This is a genomic window from Deinococcus aetherius, assembly GCF_025997855.1.
GTDB lineage: Bacteria > Deinococcota > Deinococci > Deinococcales > Deinococcaceae > Deinococcus > Deinococcus aetherius.
Genome location: NZ_AP026560.1, coordinates 2,955,023 through 2,974,321 on the forward strand (window position 1 = coordinate 2,955,023; position 19,299 = coordinate 2,974,321).

Annotated in this window: 21 protein-coding genes and 1 pseudogene; 1 reads left to right on the plus strand and 21 read right to left on the minus strand. The window is 72.1% G+C overall.

Features of this window, described 5'->3' with window-relative positions; translation table 11 throughout:
- Positions 1-4: 4 nt before the first annotated feature.
- The 10 genes from DAETH_RS15235 to DAETH_RS15280 all read right to left on the minus strand — a co-directional run bounded on the left by DAETH_RS15235 (position 5) and on the right by DAETH_RS15280 (position 8,014).
- Positions 5-877, minus strand: coding sequence for an ABC transporter permease subunit (locus DAETH_RS15235; protein ID WP_264775727.1), 873 nt, complete (start codon positions 875-877; stop codon positions 5-7).
- Positions 870-1,832, minus strand: coding sequence for an ABC transporter ATP-binding protein (locus DAETH_RS15240; RefSeq protein ID WP_264775728.1), 963 nt, complete (start codon positions 1,830-1,832; stop codon positions 870-872). The genes DAETH_RS15235 and DAETH_RS15240 overlap by 8 nt, the downstream gene beginning before the upstream one ends.
- A 161-nt stretch (positions 1,833-1,993) precedes the next feature.
- Positions 1,994-2,149, minus strand: coding sequence for a hypothetical protein (locus DAETH_RS15245; protein ID WP_264775729.1), 156 nt, complete (start codon positions 2,147-2,149; stop codon positions 1,994-1,996).
- Positions 2,150-2,229: 80 nt separating this feature from the next.
- Positions 2,230-3,174: an aldo/keto reductase family protein gene (locus DAETH_RS15250; protein ID WP_264775730.1), complete on the minus strand. Its 945-nt coding sequence runs from the start codon at positions 3,172-3,174 to the stop codon at positions 2,230-2,232.
- 80 nt (positions 3,175-3,254) lie between these two features.
- On the minus strand, positions 3,255-3,674 hold the full coding sequence (locus tag DAETH_RS15255; protein WP_264775731.1) for a cupin domain-containing protein: 420 nt from the start codon (positions 3,672-3,674) through the stop codon (positions 3,255-3,257).
- Positions 3,671-4,261: a YdeI/OmpD-associated family protein gene (locus DAETH_RS15260; protein ID WP_264775732.1), complete on the minus strand. Its 591-nt coding sequence runs from the start codon at positions 4,259-4,261 to the stop codon at positions 3,671-3,673. The genes DAETH_RS15255 and DAETH_RS15260 overlap by 4 nt, the downstream gene beginning before the upstream one ends.
- A complete protein-coding gene (locus DAETH_RS15265) occupies positions 4,258-5,043 on the minus strand; it encodes a DUF429 domain-containing protein (protein ID WP_264775733.1) in 786 nt (261 codons plus the stop codon). Before DAETH_RS15265 ends, DAETH_RS15260 begins: the two co-directional genes overlap by 4 nt.
- Before the next feature lie 35 nt (positions 5,044-5,078).
- Positions 5,079-5,930, minus strand: a complete 852-nt coding sequence (locus DAETH_RS15270) for an SDR family NAD(P)-dependent oxidoreductase (RefSeq protein WP_264775734.1) — start codon at positions 5,928-5,930, stop codon at positions 5,079-5,081.
- Positions 5,927-6,874, minus strand: coding sequence for a helix-turn-helix transcriptional regulator (locus DAETH_RS15275; RefSeq protein ID WP_264775735.1), 948 nt, complete (start codon positions 6,872-6,874; stop codon positions 5,927-5,929). The genes DAETH_RS15270 and DAETH_RS15275 overlap by 4 nt, the downstream gene beginning before the upstream one ends.
- Before the next feature lie 66 nt (positions 6,875-6,940).
- The gene (locus DAETH_RS15280) at positions 6,941-8,014 is read right to left on the minus strand and encodes an FtsW/RodA/SpoVE family cell cycle protein (protein ID WP_264775736.1); all 1,074 of its coding nucleotides are present in this window, start codon (positions 8,012-8,014) and stop codon (positions 6,941-6,943) included.
- Positions 8,015-8,120: 106 nt separating this feature from the next.
- On the opposite strand from DAETH_RS15280, the gene DAETH_RS15285 reads away from it, so the two are divergent.
- Positions 8,121-8,582, plus strand: a complete 462-nt coding sequence (locus DAETH_RS15285) for an NUDIX hydrolase (RefSeq protein ID WP_264775737.1) — start codon at positions 8,121-8,123, stop codon at positions 8,580-8,582.
- Positions 8,583-8,645: 63 nt separating this feature from the next.
- On the opposite strand, the gene minE is transcribed toward DAETH_RS15285, so the two are convergent.
- The 11 genes and pseudogenes from minE to DAETH_RS15340 form a co-directional block, all read right to left on the minus strand.
- Entirely contained in the window at positions 8,646-8,903 is a 258-nt protein-coding gene (gene minE, locus DAETH_RS15290; protein WP_264775738.1) for a cell division topological specificity factor MinE, read from the minus strand.
- A 1-nt stretch (position 8,904) separates the two neighbouring features.
- A complete protein-coding gene (gene minD, locus DAETH_RS15295; protein ID WP_264775739.1) occupies positions 8,905-9,705 on the minus strand; it encodes a septum site-determining protein MinD in 801 nt (266 codons plus the stop codon).
- 98 nt (positions 9,706-9,803) lie between these two features.
- A pseudogene (locus DAETH_RS15300) lies at positions 9,804-9,911 on the minus strand (IS982 family transposase); the annotation flags it as partial.
- A 340-nt stretch (positions 9,912-10,251) separates the two neighbouring features.
- Positions 10,252-11,355 (minus strand): glutamyl-tRNA reductase, encoded by a 1,104-nt coding sequence (gene hemA / locus DAETH_RS15305; protein ID WP_264775740.1) that lies wholly within the window; start codon positions 11,353-11,355, stop codon positions 10,252-10,254.
- Positions 11,352-11,933 carry a precorrin-2 dehydrogenase/sirohydrochlorin ferrochelatase family protein gene (locus tag DAETH_RS15310; protein ID WP_264775741.1) on the minus strand — a complete coding sequence of 194 codons (582 nt, stop codon included), beginning with the start codon at positions 11,931-11,933 and terminating at the stop codon, positions 11,352-11,354. Before DAETH_RS15310 ends, hemA begins: the two co-directional genes overlap by 4 nt.
- Before the next feature lie 141 nt (positions 11,934-12,074).
- A complete protein-coding gene (gene cobA / locus DAETH_RS15315) occupies positions 12,075-13,610 on the minus strand; it encodes a uroporphyrinogen-III C-methyltransferase (protein WP_264775742.1) in 1,536 nt (511 codons plus the stop codon).
- Positions 13,611-13,732: 122 nt separating this feature from the next.
- Positions 13,733-14,911: a cytochrome P450 gene (locus tag DAETH_RS15320; protein WP_406585085.1), complete on the minus strand. Its 1,179-nt coding sequence runs from the start codon at positions 14,909-14,911 to the stop codon at positions 13,733-13,735.
- Positions 14,912-14,989: 78 nt separating this feature from the next.
- Entirely contained in the window at positions 14,990-16,432 is a 1,443-nt protein-coding gene (locus DAETH_RS15325) for a phytoene desaturase family protein (protein WP_264775743.1), read from the minus strand.
- Positions 16,429-17,535: a glycosyltransferase gene (locus DAETH_RS15330; protein WP_264775744.1), complete on the minus strand. Its 1,107-nt coding sequence runs from the start codon at positions 17,533-17,535 to the stop codon at positions 16,429-16,431. The genes DAETH_RS15325 and DAETH_RS15330 overlap by 4 nt, the downstream gene beginning before the upstream one ends.
- Positions 17,532-18,188, minus strand: a complete 657-nt coding sequence (locus tag DAETH_RS15335; RefSeq protein WP_264775745.1) for a lysophospholipid acyltransferase family protein — start codon at positions 18,186-18,188, stop codon at positions 17,532-17,534. Before DAETH_RS15335 ends, DAETH_RS15330 begins: the two co-directional genes overlap by 4 nt.
- Positions 18,185-19,201: a carotenoid biosynthesis protein gene (locus tag DAETH_RS15340; RefSeq protein WP_264775746.1), complete on the minus strand. Its 1,017-nt coding sequence runs from the start codon at positions 19,199-19,201 to the stop codon at positions 18,185-18,187. Before DAETH_RS15340 ends, DAETH_RS15335 begins: the two co-directional genes overlap by 4 nt.
- Positions 19,202-19,299: the final 98 nt, after the last annotated feature.

The window sequence follows — 19,299 nt, forward strand, 5'->3', positions numbered from 1 at the left end:
CGGGTCAGAGATCGCGGCGACTGAAGTGCCACATCGCGGTGGCGACGGCGAGCACGGTCAGGACGAGGGCCCAGCCCAGCAGGTTCGCCGCGATGGGTTCGGTGCTGAAAAAGGGGTTGGCCCCACGCGCCGCGTTGGCGAAGCTCAGCAGCACCTCGGGCTGGAGGTGATAGGTCGCCCCCAACCACAGGGCGTTGGTGGGCATCAGGATATTGGCGAGGCGGCTGAGGGTGGTCAGGGTGGGGCTGTCCGCGAAGGAGGCGATGCTGCCCATGATGCCCCCCGCGAATCCCACCCCGTACAGCACGAAGACGCCAATCCCATTGGCGAGCGTGGTGAAGAGCGTGCTGCCGAGCACCGTCAGCGCGGTCGTCAGCGCGATGGCGAGCAGGATGAGCAAGACGGCGGGCACCGGGGCGGGCGGCACGAACCCTGTGATCAGCCGGATGCCCCCCAGCAGCGCGACGCTGATCAGCGCGACGTACCCCACGTTGACCACCGTGAAGCCCAGCCAGCGCCCGAGGACGAGCTGCGCCCGGCTGATCGGCCGCGCGATCACGCTCTGCATCACCCCGCTCTCCACGTCCCCGCTCACGGCGCCGACGGTGGAGAGCACCGCCATCAGCGTCCCCAGGAAGTACACGAGATACATCCCGAAGATGGTCGCGTACATGACGGGTGCGTTCGCCGCCCCGTTCACGCTGCGCCCGTCGAGCCCCGCGTCGAGCGCCCGCTGGTCGAGGGTTTGCTCCAGCCGCACGACGCCGTACAGGTAGAAGCCCAGGAAGGCGGCGGTGAGCAGCAGCAGCACGATGACCAGCCGCTTGCGAACCGCCTCGCGCAGGCTGAGTTCGGCGAGGAGGAGGGCGTTACGCACGGGCCACCTCCGGGGTGCGGACGGTGCGCGCGGCCTCCGGCGTGTCCTCGATGAGTTCGAGAAACATGGTTTCGAGGTCCGGGCGGCGGGGGCTCAGGGCGTACAGCCGGGCGCGGTGGGCGTGAACGGCGTCGGCGAGGGCGGGCAGGCTCTCCTCGCGCTCCAGCCACAACTCCACGGCGGCGCGGCCCGGGGTGTTGGTGTCGGTGTGCCGCACCTCGCCGATCTGCCCCAGCACGGCGAGCAGGCCGGGCGAGAGGTGGTCTACCCGCAGGTCCACCGGGAGAACGCCTCCCATCAGTTCTCGCATGGTGCCCTGACGCAGCACCCGACCGGCCTTGACGAACGCCACCCGGTCGCACACCTGCTCGACCTCCGACAGCAGGTGCGAGTTCAGGAACACCGCCACGCCCTCGGCCTTCAGCCGCTCGATGATCTCCCGCACCTCGACGCGGCCGATGGGGTCGAGCGCTGAGGTCGGCTCGTCCAGAAAGACGAGGCGGGGCCGGGCCAGGATCGCCGCCGCCAGGCCTGCGCGCTGGAGCATCCCCTTGGAGTAGCCGCTCATAGCCTCACCGCCGCGCCCGCCGAGTCCTACGGTTTCGAGGACCTGCGGCACGCGGGCGCGGGTCTCGTCCGCCCTCAGACCCGCCAGCCGCCCGTGGAAGCGCAGGAACTCCTCGGCGGTCATCCAGGTCTGAAAGCGGAACTGCTCGGGCAGGAAGCCCAGGCGGGCCCGCACCGCCGGGTCGGAGGGCCGCCCGCCCAGCACCCGCACCTCCCCGCCCGAGGGGTGGACGAGGCCGAGGAGCATCTTGACGGTGGTGCTCTTGCCCGCCCCATTCGGTCCCAGGAAGCCGAAGACCTCCCCCTCCCCCACCGTGAGGCTCAGGCCGTCCACGACCGCCCGCCCCCGGTACTCCTTGCGCAACTCCCGCGTTTCGATAGCCGCCATCCGGTCAGGATAGAGGCGCGGACAGGTCACGGCGTGCGTCTAAGGTTGCAAAGAAAGGCCAAAGGATAAGGAAGGTCTTGAACCTCCCCACGGGAAGATGCGGCCTCGGTCACCCCCTCATGACGGCTCCAGCCTCCCGTACTCGCGCCGGAGGGCGTTCGCTAACGCCTCCCCATGTTCTCGTCGAGGTGCCGAACGGCGGACGGGCCCGCGTAGTGCGCCGGGTAGTCCGGGTCCTCGAAGCGGAGGGACGCGGAGGACCGTGCCGCCGAGTACCGGGGAACGACATGGCTGTGAACGTGGCGGCTGGTGATCACGTCTCGTCTCACTGGAGGCAAATCAGATTAAGCAGAGGGCCGGACTCCTCCCCCACCCCCTGCCCCGTTTCCTTCCCGCCTCAGCGCGTCAGGATGTCGTCGATCCGGCCCAGCACATCCGCGTCGAGCCTGACGCCCGCCCCCTTCACGGTCTCCTCGATCTGCTCGACCCGGGTGGCCCCGGTGATGACGCTGCTCACGCCCTTCTGCCGCAGAATCCAGGCGAGGGCGAGTTGCGCGCGGGTGACCCCCAGGCCGTCGGCGACGGGCTTCAGGTCGCGCACCTTCTGGATATTCTCCTCAGTCAGGAAGTTTTTGCCCCAGTTCTCGTTGTCGCTGAGGCGGGCACCCTCGGGACGGCCCTGATCGTACTTGCCGGTCAAGAGGCCCATCGCCAGCGGGCTCCACACGACGAGGCCGACGCCCGCCTCTTCGGTGTAGGGCAGGATTTCCTTCTCCACCCGGTCGCGCCGCAGCATGGAGTACTCGGGCTGCTCGGTGACGGGAGCGTGGAGGCCGTGCGCCCTGGCGAACTCGACCGCCTGGGCGATGCGGGCGGCAGGCCACATCGACGTGCCCCAGTACATCGCGCGGCCCGAGCGAACGACCTGATCGAAGGCCATGACGATCTCCTCCATCGGGACCGTCTCGTCGTAGCGGTGGGCGAAGTAGATGTCGAGGTAGTCGGTGCCCAGGCGCCTGAGGCTCCCGTCGATGCTCTCCAGGATGTGCTTGCGCGAGAGGCCCCGGTCATTCACGTCGTCGCTCATTGGCCAGAAGACCTTGGAGGAGATCACGAGGGTGTGGCGGGGCAACTCGCGCAGCACGGCGCCCATCAACTCCTCGGACTTGCCACGCGCGTACACGTCGGCCTGGTCGAAGAAGTTCACGCCCTCCTCGTAGGCCTTCATGACGATCTCGCGCACCATGCTCTGGTCGTTGACGGTCTGCCCGAAGGTGACCCAGCCGCCGAGAGAGACCTCCGAGACCTTGAGGCCGCTCTTGCCGAGGTTGCGGTATTCCATGCGGACCAATCTAGCGAGTCGAGGGTAAGCCGCCCATCAGATTCAGAGGCGGTTAAGGGAGAGGTGACGCAGCGGACGCCTCAACCGGGCGGCACCCAGCCGGGTGGGGCCAACTTGAAGCTGCCGAACCGGAACCCCGGGGCCACCACACAGCCCACCAGGCTCCACTCGCCCAGGGAACGCGCGCTCTGCCAGACGTAAGCAGGCACGACGCCCTGAGGACGCTCGCCGCCCGCGAGATCGGACCCCAGGCGCAGGCGGCGAACCGCTCCTCCCTCCCACATCGACAGTTCCACCGCCGCCCCCGCGTGATGGCACCAGACCTCGGTCGCGTCCACCCGGTGCCAGTGCGAGACCTCGCCCGCCCGCAGCAGGAAGTAGATGGAGGTGCAGACAGGCCGCCCGTCCATCTCCCGCGCGTCCGAGTGAATCTGGACGTAGTGCCCGCCCTCGGGGTGCGGCTCCAACCCCAGCAGGCGGATGATCTCCTCGGCGGTCACCCTGCCCCCCGGCGCCACTGGTTCGCCCGCTCGCCCCGCGCCGCCAGGGTCGCCGTCTCGCGCACCCGTTTCTCGCGGGTGGCGGAAGTCTTGGCCTGCGTGATCCACTCCAGGATGCCCCGTTTCGCGCTGCGGGGAAAGGCGTCCCACCTCTCCCGCGCGCCCGTCTCCTCCATCAGCGCCGTCTCCAGGTCGGGCGGCACCTCCAGCGCGTCCACCGAGTCTAGGAGGGTCCACGAGCCATCCAGAATCGCCGCGTCGATCTTCGCCTGACCCGCCGGGGTCATCTGGCCCGCCGCCTGCATCCGCTCGATCCGGGCCTTGTTCACCGCGCTCCAACCGCTCCGGGGCCTGCGGGGCGCGAGGTAGAGCATGGAGCGCGCCCCGTCGAGTTTGCGCCCCGTGCTGTCGATCCAGCCGAAGCACAGGGCCTCCTCCACCGCCTCGGCTGCGCTGAGGTTCACCGGGCCCGCCGACTTCTTGCGCAGCACGAGCCACACGCCCTTTTCCGTCTCATGGTGAGCGTCAAGCCATGCCCGCCACCCGGCGCGGGAGCCCGGCTCGAAGGCGCCGTCGGGGAGAGTCATGCGGTCACCGCCTGGGCCCTGGCTGCGCTCCACCTCTCCGGCAGGGTCGGCGTGAGGATGTACCCGCCCTCCAGGGTGCCCAGCACCTCGCTCCGCTCCAGGCCCCAGCGGTGGGCGTACAGGGCGATATAGGCGCAGAGGATGGCGTCGGTGCGGTCCTCGTGGTCCTTGAGGGCGCGACCGCGCAGGGCGGCGGGGTTGACGGAAAGGTGGGCGCCGAGGCCCATCAGCGGCGGGTCAGCCCGTTCCAGTGCGGCGAGGTGGCCGTGGAGGGCGACCCACGCGGCGTCCAGCACCTCGCGCGCCTGCCCCTTGTTCTTGTACTTCAGGGTGCGGCCCAGCCCGAACAGCGCGACCGTCGCCGGGTGAGGGTAGACCTCGACCACGCGGCGGAGGGGTTGCCCGGCAGGGATGCGGGGATCATGGGTGAAGCCGCGCGCCGTAAGCGCCTGTGTCAGCGCTTCCCCCCGAACGACGCCCGCCGCATCGGCCAGCCGGGTCCGGTTCGTGGGATGCGCCGCCACCTGGAAGCGGCCGAATACGGCTCCGACCTCCGCCTCGGCGGGACGGCGCCCGGTCACGTTGGGCACGGTGAGCGGCGCGTCGATGGCGACGATGGCCGGGCCGTCCCCCGCATGACTCTCGACGAAGGCGAGGACACTCGCGTCGTCGGAGAGGAGGGCCGTCTCCAGCAAGGACCCACCCGACACGTCCCCTTCGATGACGGCGCCGCCCGTGGGGTTGCGGACAGACCAGGCGAGGTCGAGGCCGATGAAGCGCATGGGATACGTTACCGGAAGAGGACACTCCTCCGCGCTCAGCCGCCCGCACGCCCTTCCAAGTGACGGGCGTACCACTGAGGCTGCGTGCCGTCCAGATCGGTCACACCGTAGAGGTCCGCCAGCTCACCCACGTCGAGAATGCGCCCGGTGTGCCGTGAAACCTGGGGATCGCGGGCCAGGGCGACGATGCCCCGGGCGGCGTAGTGGGGCGTCTCGGTCTGCCCGGCGAGTTCCTGCTCGGTGTGGTGCTGGAGCATCAGTTCGGTTCGCATCCACCCGGGCGCGACCCCGACCACCGCGATCCCCCGGTCACGCAACTTGTGCCCGAGCGTGTAGACGAGGCGATTTTTTGCCGCCTTGCTGACCTCGTAGGGCAGCCAGCCCGGCGGCTCTTCGGTGTGCCAGGTGGTGGAGACGATCAGGCCGCGCCCCTGCCCGGCCATGAAGTGTTTCAAGGACAGCAGGCTGGTGACGTAATCGCTATAGGCTCCCGCCAGCAGCATGATCCGCAGTTGTTCCAGAGGTTCATCCCAGAGTTCCGGGCCGCCGCCGACCCCGTGCCTGTCGTGCGCGCCCCAGGCGTTGTTGACCAGCACGTCCAGCCGCCCGTGCGTGACCGCGATGTGCCGGATGACGGCCTCGACCTGCGCGGGGTCGGTGTGGTCGCACCTCAGCGGCGTGGCCTGACCATCCGCCGCGCGGATAGCGTCGGCCGTGTCGTCAACCGTCGTCTGGGGCAGCGTCGCCTGCGTGCTCTGCCCCCGCGTGCTGCGCGCCGTCACGATGATATGGGCACCTGCCGCCGCGAGTTCCAGCGCGGTTGCCCGCCCCAACCCGCGCGAGGCGCCCGTGACCAGGGCGACCTGGCCTGAGAGTGGACCGCTCACGCCCGCTCCTCCGCCGGGACGACCTGGCCCAGAGGCGGAGTGGGCAGAGCGCCGAAGAGCATCGGGTCGGCGTCCAGCCGCACCCCCAGCCGCCACAACCACGCGCTCAGGAGGTGGCGGCGGTGCGCGTCCACGGTGAGGACGTGGGCCAGCATCCCGCCGTAGGGGAAGACTTCGGGTGGCTCACACAGGGCGTCCACGAAGGTCTGACGCCACCGGCCTTCCGCCTGCACCTCCCGGGCGAGGGCGCGGAACGCGGGAAAGGCAACGTTCAGCCGCGCCTCCAACCCGTCCGGGGTGCGGTCCCGGCTCTCGGGGGGCAAGTCGCCGCCGCGCACCGCCGCCACCCAGACCTCCTTGTTGAAGACCAGCTTGTCGAGCAGGTCCCGCAGGGTGCGGTCGGGCGCCTCGAAGTCCAGAGGTTGCGCTTCCCCCAGCGGCGTGTCGAGCGCCCGGTCGGGCAGGGTGCGGGCGTGCGCGAGCGCCTGGCGGACGAACGCCTCGTCGAAGGCGAGCAGGTGGTCGAGCAGGTCCATGTGATCCTCCGTTCGCATGGCGGCACCGAGGGGCTGAAAGTGGATGTTGCTCGGCGCGGGCAGGAGGTGAGAGCGCAGCCCCGCGCGGCGGTACAGGCTGGGCGAGGTGCCGTAGGCCCGGGCGAAGGCGCGCGTGAAGCCCTCCAGGGAGTCGAAGCCCGCCTCCAGCGCAATCTGCGTCACGCTGCCCGCCGTGTGCCGCAGCGTCCACGCCGCCCGTTCCAGCGTCAGCCGACGGCGAAAGGCCGCCGGGCTCTCCCCGAAACGTTCCCGGAAAAGCCGCGCCGCGTGCGAGCGGCTGAGATTCGCCCCGCGCGCCACCTCCTCCCCCCGCCGCGCCTCGCCGAGTTCGGCCAGCAGCAGGGCGAGGAGGGCCCCGGCCCGGTCCTTTCCCCCTGGAGTCCCCATGCCCCGTTAGCGTAAGCCGGGGGAGCGGGAAGCACCTGACCGTTTGTGCGCTCCCGGCCTCAACCCCTAGATCACCCCACCGTAGCGGTCCCGGTACACCACGTAGGCGAGCCCCAGCGTGGCGAGGGTGCTCACCAGGCTGCTCAGGCCGTAGCTGATCAGGGGCAGGGTCACGCCGGTGAGCGGCAGCAGGCCCAGCGCCGCCCCCACGTTTTCGAGCACCTGCGCGCCGAGTTGCCCCAGCACGCCCGCGAAGAGAATCTGATCCTGCAAGCGTGGCGACTCGGCGGCCATGCCCGACAGCCGCCAGAACAGTGCCCCGTACAGCACGAGGACGGCGAGCCCGCCCACCAGCCCCTGTTCCTCCGCCCACGAGGAGAAGGCGAAGTCGGTGTGCGCCTCGGGCAGGAAGCCGTTGTGCGACTGCGAGCCCTGCTGGTACCCCTTGCCCTGAACCCCGCCTGACCCAACTGCGATGGTGCTCTGGATGACCTGATACCCCGCCCCGCGCGGGTCCTGGTAGGGGTCGAGGAAGATCGTCAGGCGCTTTTGTTGATAGGGTTCCAGGTGCGGGTAGACCAGGGTGGGAAAGGTGACGCCCAGGGCGACGACCGCGAGCAGGGCGTGCCACCAGGGAAGACGCGCGGCGAGCATCATCACCCCGAACATGACGCCGAGCACGAGCGCCCCCCCGAAGTCCTGCAAGACCACCAGGGCGAGGGCGGGGAGGAAGACCGCGAGGGCCGCCGCGTACGTCTTGACCCCCTGATACCTGTTTCGCAGCACGACCGGCAGCATCAGGATCAGCGCGAATTTCAGGAGTTCGAGGGGCTGGAACTGCACCGGGCCGACCACGATCCAGTTCTGCTGGCCGTTCACCTCCTTGCCGATGACAAAGGTGCTCGCCTGAAGCAGGAGCGCCCCCGCGTAGAAGTACGGCGCGGCGCGGTAGGCCCGGTCCCGCCCCGCCCACCACAGCCCGAGGACGGGCAGGGCGGCGAGCAGGGCGCCGATCACCTGCTTGGGAAAGATGCCGGGGGCCGCCTTGGGGCTCAGGGCCGCCGTGCTGACCGTCATCAGGCCGACCACCAGCAGGGCGGCGACCACCAGGGGGAAGCGCAGGTCGTACTTCAGGTTCACGGCTCGATCACCCCCCCAGGCTAAGGGGGCGAGCGGCCGGGCGGGTGAAAGGGTGCCGCGAGGGCCCCGCCCGGCCACGGTGCGCTGGAATCTGGTGGAATGCCGTATGTCCACCTCCACGCCCCTCTCCCGCCACCGGGCCGCCGTCCTCCTCGTGCAGGAGGGTCGGGTGGCCCTCATCCGCCGCGTCCGCCAGGGCCACACGTATTTCCTCTTCCCGGGAGGCGGAGTGGAGACCGGCGAGACGCCCCAAGAGGCGGCCGAGCGCGAGATGCTGGAGGAGACGGGCCTGAGGGTCCGCACCCTGACCTGCGTCGCTCAGGTGTCTTTTCAGGGAAACACCCAGAGCTTTTTGACCTGTGAGCCTCTTGACGGCACCTGGGGCGCCGGAACCGGGGAAGAGTACGTGGGCGACCTCCCCCCGGAACGCGGCACCTACAAGCCCGTCTGGCTTCCCCTTGACGACCTTACCCGCCACGACGTTCGACCGGCAGCCGTCGCGCGGCTTGTGCTGAAGGCCCAGGAACACGGCTGGCCGCCGGAGCCGCTTCGGGTGGACGAGGGTTGATCGGGGGTCTCAAGCTGGAGGGCCGGGGCTTTCACCTCGCCCCGGCCCTCGCGCGCCCCTCCCTCAGCGCCCCGGGCGTCCCGTGTTCTCCGGCCGCTCGTCGAGGGCGATGCTCGCCGTCAGTACCACCTGATCGCCGCGCTGCTCGACCTCCACGTTGCTGTTCCCGGCGGGGAAGTACCGCCGCACGACCTCCAGCAGGTCGTTTCTCAACGCGTCCACCTTGCCGGGAGGAATCTGCGCGCGGTCGTAGGCGAGGACGAGTTCGAGGCGGTCCTTGAGCGTCTCCTTGCTGCGCTTGCCCCTGAGCCACGAGAACATGTCAGGCCCCCCCGAACAGACGGCGCAGCATGGCGATGAACCCCCGGTTCTCTTCCAGATTGGGGTACGGCACGTCCTCCCCCTTGAGGCGCCGGGCGGTGTCCATAAAGGCCGTTCCTGCCTTCGTCTTGCCGAGCACGGCGGGCTCGCCCACGTTCGTGCTCACCAGGATGCCCTCGTCCTCGGGAATCACGCCGATGGGCTTGACCCCCAGGATCTCCAGCACGTCCGCCTCGGAGAGCATGTTCCCGCTGGCGACCATCTTGGGCCGCAATCGGTTGATCACCAGCCGAATTTCCCGGACCTGCTGGGCTTCGAGCAGCCCGATGATCCGGTCGGCGTCGCGCACCGAGGAGACTTCCGGGTTCACGACCACCAGGGCGCCCTCGGCGGGGGCGGCGGCAGTCTTGAAGCCCGACTCGATTCCGGCGGGCGAGTCGATGAGCACCCGGTCGAAGCCCTCCTCCTCGATGAGTTGCCGCACCGCTGCGCGAAAGACCTCGGCGTCGAGGGCGTCTTTGTCGCGCGTCTGGGAGGCGGGCAGGAGGTAGAGCGTCTCCACCCGCTTGTCGCGGATCAGGGCCTGGGAGAGGCGGCACTTGCCCTCGATCACGTCGATCAGGTCGAAGACCACCCGGGATTCGAGCCCCATCACCACGTCGAGGTTGCGCAACCCCACGTCCACGTCGATCACGACGACCTTTTCACCCAGGCGGGCGAGCGCCGCGCCGATGTTCGCGGTGGTCGTGGTCTTTCCCACGCCCCCCTTGCCCGACGTGACCACAATGACCTTGGCATTCATGACGAGGGGCAGTGTAGCAACTCGGCCTGTAGAGGTCGGGGTATCCAGGGACAGGAGACGCAACGGGAGGAGGCGGCATGAGCAATGGAGAACGCCGTTTAGGGCTTGCCGAGGTTGTGAGCAAGGACGGCGAGCACGACGCGGAGCCGCAAACCGGGCAGGGTCTTGGCTTGAACGGAGCGGACCTGAGCTGCAACCCGTTGAGAGAGGCAGAGTTGTCGGGTGTCCCAGGCCGCGTGGTTGAGAAAGTGGCTGAGGGCCGAGGGGAACTTGACACTCGCCCGTTCCGGCAGCAGGTCGAGGAAGACCTCGAAGGATTCCCGGTGCTGCTTGCGAGAAAAGCAGGGCAGGCTGTCAGAATAAAGCTGTCTGGAACGCTGTTCTTTTGGATACACACCCCACTATGGGGCCATAAACGCGTTCCACACGTCATTTTTCAAATCTGCAACATGTCAGGAGTGGCTAGTGGACGGCGGAAAATGCTCTCCCCGTCCCCCATGGCGTGAAAACGAAAGGTGGGCAAGGCGTGCCCCCACCCACTCACCCTCAGTTGCTCGCCGCCAACTGCTCCCGCCGCTGACGCTCCAGTTGCGCCTCGCGCGTGAGGTGCCAGCGGGCGAGGTCGGAGGCCGCCTCGCGGATGATCGCCTCGGCGTGGGGCAGGGCGTCGCGGCGGCTTTGCAGGTTGCGGCTCACGATGGCGGTAAGGTCGTCGAGGTTGTAGAGGTGGGCGCCCGGCACGCCCGAGATGTCGGGGTCGAGGATGCGCGGCACGCTGATGTCGATCAGGAACATCGGGCGACTGGGGCGGTCCTCCAGGGCGGTGCGAACGCCCTCGCCGTGGAGGACGTGGTGGGGTGCGGCGCTCGACGCGATGACCACGTCGGCCTCGGGCAGAACCTCGTGGAGGTACTCGACGGCGCAGACGCGGCCCCCCACCTTCTCGGCAAGCTGGCGGGCGCGGGCCTCGGTGCGGTTGACGACGATCACGTCGCGCACCCCCGCCGCACGCAGGTGGGTCAGCGTCAGCTCGGCGGTCTCGCCCGCGCCGATGATCAGGGCGGTGCGGCTCGTGAGGTCGCCGAGGGCCGCCTGCGCGAGTTCCACGGCGGCGCTCGACACGCTGACCACCTTGTCGCTCAGGCCCGTCTCCGCGCGCACCCGCTTCCCGGCGGCGAGGGCGCCCTGGGCGATCTTGTTCAGGAGCTTGCCGCCCGGGTGACGTTCAGAGGCGGCCTGCCAGGCCCGCTTGACCTGCCCCTGGATCTGCGTCTCGCCGATCACCAAGCTGTCGAGCCCGGCGGCGACCCGGTAGAGGTGGGTGACGGCGGCGTCCCCCCGGTACACGTACAGGTACTCGTCCAGGCTGTCGCCCCAGGCGTCCTCGAAGGCGCGCACGGGATCGCCGCACAGCCCCGTGAGGTAGACCTCGGTGCGGTTGCAGGTGGCCAGAAGCATCACCCCGGCGGCGTGGCGGGAGAGCGTGGCCAGAATGGCAGCCTCGTCGCTGGCGCGCACGGCGGCACGCTCGCGGACCTCGACGGGGGCCGTCTGGTGGTTCAGGCCCACCACCGCGAAGTCGAGGGGGGCCGGGTGCGCCGCCCTGGGCCGAGCGAGGAAGGCGCGGGCGGTCGGGCAGGCGAGCGTCACGCGGCTCCCCCGGCGGTCCCCGCCACGGGCAGACCGAACGCCACGCGGATGTCGGCGCGTAGGGCCTCCAGGGCGCTCTCGCGGGCGGCGAAGGGCAGACCCAGGGCCTCCTCGCGCCGCGCGGCCCAGCCGTCCACGGTCCCCGGCTCGGGGAGCAGCGCGGCGATCCTCTCGCGCAGGGCCTGTGCCAGCATGGGCAGTTCGCGCCCGGTGCTCACCGCCACCTGCACGCCCCCCCGCTCCACGGCGGCGGGGAAGCGCAGGGTGCCCCGCGCCGCGTCGCCCGCATGGTTGACGAGCACCCCGGCGGCGCGGGCGTCCCCGGTCACGGCGTCGTTCACGTCCTCGCTGTCCGTGGCGGCCACGGCCACGCGCACCCCCTCCAGGTCGGCGGGGCGGTAGGGACGGCGCTCGGCCCGCACGGGGAGCGCCCTGAAGTCGGGGTGGAGGTCGGGCGCGACGACCGTGACGCGCAGCCCGGCGTCCAGCAGCGTCCGCGCGCGGCGCAGGGCCACCGCCCCGCCCCCCACCACCAGGGCCGGTTCGTCGCGCAGATTGAGGAGGGCCGCCAAACTCATGGGGCGCAGCATAGCGCCTGGGGGGAGGGGCGGGCGTCCCCGACCGAACGGTAAGAAATGCGGCGTGGACGGCATTTTTTGATCCTCACGCCTCTCCCGGAGGCGCGGTTTGGGGACCGTTCCGGGGGGAGCGGCGTGTCCTCAACCCTCGCGCCCCACGCCCGCCTCCCCGGCCACGGCCCGCTCCGCCGCGTCCGCCAGAGCCTCCAGGGTGGGGGCGGCGGCGACCGTCACGCGGGTGAAGCCCGCCCGGCGAGCGGCGTCGGCGGTCTGGGGGCCCATCGCGGCGACGGCGAAGTCGGTCCCGGCGAGGGCCGCGAGGTGCCGGGCCGCGCTCCCCGAGGCGAGGGTTACCACGTCGGCGGCCCGCAGGCGGTTCATCTCGTGCTCGCCGGGCCGGGCGGGCTCGGTGCGGTAGAGTTCGGCACGCTCGTAGCGCAGGCCGCGCGACTCCAGCTCATGCTCCAGATCGTCCTCCGCGACCTGGCTGGTGAGGTGCAGGGCCACGTCGCCGGGCCCGCCGGGCAGTTCAGCCCCGAGGTGGACGGCGCCGGGGGTGGACGGCACGAAGTCGGCGCGCACCCCGCGTTCCGCCAGCGAGCGGGCGGTGCTGGGGCCGACCGCCGCCACCCGCACGCCCGCGAGATGCCGCGCGTCGAGACCCAGCCGTTCGAGGTGGGTGAAGAGGGCCGACGCGGCCTGGTTGCTCGTCAGCAACAGCCAGGCGACTCCCGACAGGTCGCACAACCGGGCGTGCAGCTCGGCCTCGTGCCCGGTCCCGGCGAAGCGGATCAGGGGCACCTCCAGCACCGAGGCGCCCCGGGCGCGCAGCAGGTCGGTGAGGGCGCTTGCCCCGTCGCGGGTGCGGGTCACGGCGACGCTGCGGCCCGCCAGGGGGCCCCCGAAGCCCGGCCCCACGTCGAACCAGCGCAGGGTGCCCCGCAGCCGGGCGACCTCGCCGACCACGGTGACGGCAGGCGCCTCCAGCCCGGCCTCGCGGACGGCCCGGGCGATGGTCGCCAGCGTGCCCGTCGCCACCCGTTGCTGGGGTGTAGTGCCCCACTGGACGGTGGCGGCGGGGGTCTCCGGCGCCCGGCCCGCCTGGATCAGGTCGGCGCTGATCTGATCGAGGTTGCGCACGCCCATCAGCAGGACGAGCGTGTCCACCCCGGAGAGCCGCTCGTAGTGGGCGCCCCCCTCCTTCGTGTTGCCGGTGAGCACGGCAAAGGAGCGGGCGGCCTCGCGGTGGGTGACGGGAATCCCGGCGTAGGCGGGAGCCGCGATGGCGCTCGTCACGCCCGGCACGACCTCGAAGGCGATGCCCGCGAGCGCACACGCCTCGGCCTCCTCGCCGCCGCGCCCGAAGACGAACACGTCCCCGCCCTTGAGGCGCGCGACCCGCTTCCCGCCGTCCTCCAGCGCCTTGCGCACGATCAGGTCGCTGATCTGCTCCTGGGAGATGTACTCGGAAAAGCCCTTCTTGCCCACGTAGATCGTCTCGGCCTCCGGGCAGTGGCGCAGCAGGTCCGGGTTGGCGAGGTAGTCGAAGAGCACCACGTCCGCCCGCCGCAGGGCCTCCACCCCGCGCACGGTGATCAGCCCCGGATCGCCCGGCCCCGCCCCGATCAGGGACACGAACGCGCGCGGGGGCGAGACGGGGGCCACGGAGTCGGTCATGCCGACAGGCTAACCGCCCCGCCGGGGGACAAATGCGGGGAGAAGCAAAAAATGCCCCCTTCCGGGCGTGACGGGAGCAGAAGAGCGCCACGGCGACCCTCCCCTCCCCACGCCTCCGGCTCCTACTCGCCGGAGCGCCGCACGATGAGCGGTCCCGTCGGCCCCAGGGTCACGCCGGGCCGGGGGGTGGGGTCGCCGCGCACGGGGGTCAGGGGGGGAAGGGCGGCCAGCGCCTCCAGGATGAGGAGGTGGGCGAGGTGCAGGCCCAGGCACACCCGCTCGCCGCCCCCGAAGGGCAGGTAGGCCCAGGCGGGGGGCGGGGCCTGCCAGCGACACGGGCGGAACGCGTCGGGGCTCTGCCAGAGGCCGGGGTCGCGGGCGCTGAGGTAGGGGCTGTAGAGGGCCAGGGTGCCGCGCGGCAGGCGCACGCCCTCCCAGGTCAGGTCGCGGGCGAGGCGGCGGCTGCCCATCCAGCCGGGGGGAAAGAGGCGCAGCGTCTCCTTGAGGACGGCGGGATGATGCCCCGGCGCGTGCCAGTCGGGGTGGACGGCGAGGTGCCACACCGCCCAGGCGAGGGCGTGCGTGGTCGTGTCGTGGGCGGCGGCGAGGCTCACCCGCGTCTCCTCCAATCCGCCGGGAAGCGGCGCGAGGAGGGCGAGCAGGTCGTCGCCGCCACGCGTGAGCCTCTGGTGGGCGAGGCGGCGCAGTTCGGCGTTCACCCGGGCGAAGAGGAGCGGGCGGGGCACGGTGGGGAGGGGAAAGGGCAGGCGCAGCGGGGCGAGGAAGGCGTGGAGCAGCCCTGGGTCGAACTCCCCGCCGAAGTACGCGGCGTTCAGGAGGCGCAGCACGGCGCGGTCGGCCCAGGCGAGGGCGTCGAACTCCCCCGCCGGAACGGGGAGCAGGGCCGCACGCACGCGGACGCGCAACCCCTCCAGGTGCCGCCGCCCGAACCCCGGGTTGACCACCTGCCGCCGGGGGCCGTGGTCGGGCGCGTCGGTCAGAATCACGCCTCCCGAGAGGTACGGCACGACCCGCGAGAAACTGCCCGCGCTGCGAAAGGTCTGAAGGTCCCCCAGCAGGCGGCGGTTCCAGGCGGGGCTGAACCCCACGACGGCGGGCAGGCCCAGGCGTAGGCGGAAGAGGTCGCCGCCGCCCTCCCGTGCCCGCCGCGCGCCCTCCTCGACGAGGGGAAGGGGCGCGAGCGCCCAGTCGCGCAGGTGACCGTCCCCAGGGCGGGGGGGCGGCTCGGGCAACGTCTCCAGCCCGCGCACCTCCGGCCTGAGCACGGGCAGGTTCGACACGGGGCGCATTCTGGCACGGGCAGGGAGGGGCGAAGTTGGGCAAAAGGAACGGTTCCGGTCGCGCTGGAGGGCGGGTAGCTAGCTCAGACGAAACCTCGCCTCATCCCACGTCTCCCCCTCCCCCGGCACCCGGGGGCCCTCCAGGTCGTCGTAGGGCAGGCCCAGGAGCCCTCCCGCCCCGTTCCACCCGCTCAGCATGGAGAGGGGCACGCCGCCGCCCGGGTGGACGGTGCCCCCGACCTGCACGAGGTTGCGCGCCCCGGGGTGAGTCCAGCCGGGCCGCAGGCTGCCGGTCAGCCCGTGGGGGGCGCGGCCGTACAGCGCCCCCCGCATGGCGGTCCGGGCGTACTCGGCGGGCGAGAGGAGGCGCCAGTCCGTCACCGGGAGGGGCAGGCGGGCCTGGAGCCGTCGCAGCAAAAAGGCGCCGTACCCGCGCGGATCGTCCGTCGCCCCGGGGTTGGGCGGCGCGTTCACGAGGAGGAAGGCCCGGTTCCCGTCGAGATGCAGGTAGAGGGTGGGGTCAGTCGGGAGACGCCCGGCGCGGATGTCCCGCCATTCCCGGGCGTACTCGGCGGGCCAGAGGATGTGGTGGGCGTGACCGCAGTCCCCCGAGAGCCGCAGTTGCAGCGCGAAGCCGCTCACCCCGCGCGGGGTGCGGTCGTCGGGCAGCCCCAGCCAGCGGCGGGTGAGGGCGCGGTCGGCGGCGCTGACCCAGGCATCGGCGGGGAACGCGCCCCGGCTCGTGTGGGTCCCCACCACCCGGCCCTCCTCCGTCACAAGATGTTCCACCCGGGTGCCGAACTCGAAGCGTACCCCCAGCGCCTCCGCCCGCTCCCGCATCCGCACCGCGAGCGCCCCCAGTCCCCCCTCCAGGTGCCACACCCCGTAGCCGAGTTCGACCCAGGAGACGTTGTGCAGCACGGCGGGGGCGCGGTAGGGATCGGCCCCCAGATAGGTGGCGAAGCGCAGCCAGAAGGGGGTCAGGAAGGGGCCGCTCTCGACGAGGCGGGCGAGACTGGACCACGGGGCTGCGCCGAGGCCGCGCGTCACCGCGTAGTGCGTCAGCCTCAGGCGACCCGGCGGCGGCGCGAAGAGGAAGGTGGGCGCGGCGCCGAGGTAGATGCGGCGCGCGATGCCGAGCAACCGGACGTACGCCCGGCCCTCCTCCCGATCCAGTTGCGCGAGGGTGGGCTCCAGGCTCCCCGCCACATGCAGGGCCTCGGGGGCGAAGGTGCGTCCATCCGGCGCGTGGTAGGTCGTCGTGGGGCGCGCGGCCTCCAGCGGGGGGAGCGTCAGGCCAGTCCGGTCGTGCAGGGCGCGGAAGACCTGCGGCATGGTGACCACCGTCGGCCCGCTGGAGAAGTCGGGGTAGCCCAGCGCCGCCTTCCCGCCCGGGCGGTCCAGCCCGTCGAGGACTGTGACCCGCACGCCCTCGCGCGCCAGCCGCAGGGCCGCCGCCAGGCCCGCGAAGCCCGCGCCGAGGACGACGACGTGATCGGGGGGGCGGTGGCCTGCCCTCACTGCTCGTACTCCCGGCCCTTCCACCCCACCTGGCGGCGCAGGCCGTGCAGGTACACGGGGAGGGCGAGCAGGGGCGTGACCGGGCTCAGCAACCCCTCGGCGAGGTCGGCGGGGCGACGGCGCCCGGTGACGAGGCTCACGAGGGGGCGCTCGACCAGCCCGGCGGCGCGCAGGGCGTAGAGCCAGCGGGCACGGCGGGCGGGGAGGAACCAGGGCAGCGTGTACACGGCGAGGTGCCACAGGATGGAGGCGGCGAGCAGGAGGCGCGAGCGCAGATGTACCCGGTAGACGTTCTTGCCGAAGCCCGCCACCGAGGCCGGGTAGCTGCGGTACATCCGCACCTCCATCAACTCGCCCGCCAGCGCGAGGGCCAGCCGCCCGCCCCGCTCCTTGAGGCGCTGCCCGAAGATCACGTCCTCCAGCACCTCGTCCCGCACCAGGGCGTGCCCGCCCACCCGCTCGTAGGCCGCCCGGCGAAAGGCCATCAGTTGCCCGTTCGCCGCGCTCGCCGCCGGGAAGGGCAGACGCACCCCCGGCGCGGGCAGCAGGGTCAGCAGCACGACCTCGACCAGGGGGGTGATGAGCCGCTCGCCCGGCGTCACGTTGCGCTGACGCGGCCACACGCTCAGCAGATCCACGCCCGAGTGCGCCAGCTCCCACAGCACTGCCCCCAGCGCCCCCGGCTTCCAGCTCACGTCCGCGTCGGTGAAGATCAGCACGTCGCCCGTCGCCGCCCGCGCGAGCTGCTGGCAGGCCCACGGCTTGCCGTGCCACCCGGGGGGCAGCCCCTCCCCGGGCAGCACCCGCGCGCCCGGCACCCCCCCGCACAGGCGCCTGGCCAGCTCCCCCGTGCCGTCGCGGCTGCCGTCGTCGAGCACCAGCACCTCGTGGGCCCCCTGGGCGAGCACGCCGGGAAGGGTATGAACGAGGTTGTGCGCCTCGTCGCGGGCGGGGATCAGGATGGAGACGCGCGGGCCACCCTGTGGCAACGGGCGGGGCCGCAGCCGGGGGAAGGTCAGGGCGTTCAGGAGGAACACCGCCGCCTTGTAGGTGAAAAAGCCCCGCGTGACGTTGCGGTAGGCCCGGGCGAGCCCCCGCCTCACCGCTCCCCCGTGATCCGGGCGAGAACGCGGCCCGGCAGGTTCAGGCGTTCCTGCGCGCTCGTCCGCCCCCCCGACAGGCGCAGGTACCCCGCGAGTGGGGCCTCGGGACCGCTCTCCCGCAACTCCGCGTCGAGCGCGGCGAGTTCACGCGTGAGGGCGTTCCCGAGGTCGGTCCCCTCCACCCCCCTCCCGAAGCGCAGGTAGGCCTCGGGGTGCTGGGCGCCCCGCAGCGTCACCCGCAGGGCGACGGGCACCAGGGGCACGCCCGCCGTCCGGGCGATCCAGGCGGCACCCGGCTGCACGCCCCGGGGGGGCCCGGCGGGGTGGAGGGTGCCCTCCGGGAAGATGACCACCCACGCGCCCTCCCGCGCCGCGCGCACCGCCTCCCGCAGGTCCCGCGTGCCGAGCGCCCCCAGCCGCCGCAGGAAGGGGAAGCGGGCGAGCTGCTCCTCCGCCATCAGCACCCGGAAGTCCAGCCCCAGCACCCACGTCACCTCGCGCAGCACGTACCCGTCCCACCAGGAATGGTGGTTGGGGGCGAGCACCGCGCCTCCCTGGGGCAGGGGACCCCGCACCCAGACGCCCCTCAGGTCGGTGTGGACGCTGCGGCGGATGTTCGTTTGGAGCAGGGCGGCCACCCAGTCGAAGCTCACGCCCGCCCCCCGCGCATCGCCCGCGCCAGGGCCAGCCCCGCCAGCATCGCCGCCAAGGTCACGCCCGCCTCCGCGTACCGCCCGACGAGCATCAGCCCGCCCGGCAGGAAGAAGGTCTCGACCGGGTAGGCGACCCCGAAGGTCAGGCGGGAGAGGTCGGACTGGGGGGCGTGCTCGGCGGTGGCGGGTCCCAGGTGCGCGGCCACCCGGCCCGCCGCCCGTTCCTGCATGGGCAACCCCCAGGCTTGCCGCCTCGACCCGAACGTTCCCGGGCTCAGGCGGGTCAAGGCCCAGGCGAGCCCCGTCCCCACCGCCCACCACCCCAGGAAGTTCTGGAGGGGCGCCCCCGCCCACAGCGGCGCCGGGTCGCTCCAGCGCCAGTACCCCTGCGCCGTCATCAGCGGCTCCAGGCCCACGTCCCAGGCCACCATCAGGACCCCGGCCAGCCACGCCCGGCCCTCCGCGAGGAGCGTCGCGGCGAGGGTCAGGGCGAACCAACCCAGCGGCACGATCAGGGGCACCCCGAGGAGGGTGGGGGCGGGGGCGCCCGCGTAGGAATACACGCCGAAGGGAAAACCCGTGCGGCTCCCGAGCAATTCCACCCCCAGCCCCACCGCGAAGGCGAGCGCTGCCATCACCAGCGCCCGCCGCGCCCCCGCCCGCTCCCAGGCGTAGGCGAGGGCCGAGGCGAAGAGGGCCCCGGTGCTGAGCAGCGCGAGAAGGGAAAAGCCCTCCGGCCACAGCGGCACGGGCACCTTGAACGCAGCGTACAGGACCAGCCAGAGCATCCAGGGCCGCGTCTGCCCCGCCAGGGCGGCGCCCCTCTCCCGCACGGTCCCGGCGAAATCGCCACGCAGGGCGTCTCCCCCCAGCGCGAGCAGCCCAGCCAGGGGCAGACCCAGGGCGATCAGGCCCCATCCGCCCGGCAAACCGTTGATCACCAGCAGGGCACCCAGAAACGCGACGCCCAGCGCGGCGAAGGCCAGCCCGGAGCGGAGGAGGACGGGGCTCACGCGGCCTCCGGGGGAGCAGAGGGCCCGGGGAGGCTTCCGACCAGGTCCGGGGCGCCCACCTCAAAAAACGCGAGGGAAACGGCCTGAGCCTCCGCCTT

What these genes read in the sequence shown, in the direction of transcription:
- DAETH_RS15240 (WP_264775728.1), bottom strand. Translation starts at nt 1,832, where the DNA reads ATGGCGGCTATCGAAACGCGGGAGTTGCGCAAGGAGTACCGGGGGCGG.
- DAETH_RS15250 (WP_264775730.1), bottom strand. Translation starts at nt 3,174, where the DNA reads ATGGAATACCGCAACCTCGGCAAGAGCGGCCTCAAGGTCTCGGAGGTC.
- DAETH_RS15260 (WP_264775732.1), bottom strand. Translation starts at nt 4,261, where the DNA reads ATGACTCTCCCCGACGGCGCCTTCGAGCCGGGCTCCCGCGCCGGGTGG.
- DAETH_RS15265 (WP_264775733.1), bottom strand. Translation starts at nt 5,043, where the DNA reads ATGCGCTTCATCGGCCTCGACCTCGCCTGGTCTGTCCGCAACCCCACG.
- DAETH_RS15275 (WP_264775735.1), bottom strand. Translation starts at nt 6,874, where the DNA reads ATGGGGACTCCAGGGGGAAAGGACCGGGCCGGGGCCCTCCTCGCCCTG.
- DAETH_RS15285 (WP_264775737.1), top strand. Translation starts at nt 8,121, where the DNA reads ATGTCCACCTCCACGCCCCTCTCCCGCCACCGGGCCGCCGTCCTCCTC.
- minE (WP_264775738.1), bottom strand. Translation starts at nt 8,903, where the DNA reads ATGTTCTCGTGGCTCAGGGGCAAGCGCAGCAAGGAGACGCTCAAGGAC.
- minD (WP_264775739.1), bottom strand. Translation starts at nt 9,705, where the DNA reads ATGAATGCCAAGGTCATTGTGGTCACGTCGGGCAAGGGGGGCGTGGGA.
- DAETH_RS15310 (WP_264775741.1), bottom strand. Translation starts at nt 11,933, where the DNA reads ATGAGTTTGGCGGCCCTCCTCAATCTGCGCGACGAACCGGCCCTGGTG.
- cobA (WP_264775742.1), bottom strand. Translation starts at nt 13,610, where the DNA reads ATGACCGACTCCGTGGCCCCCGTCTCGCCCCCGCGCGCGTTCGTGTCC.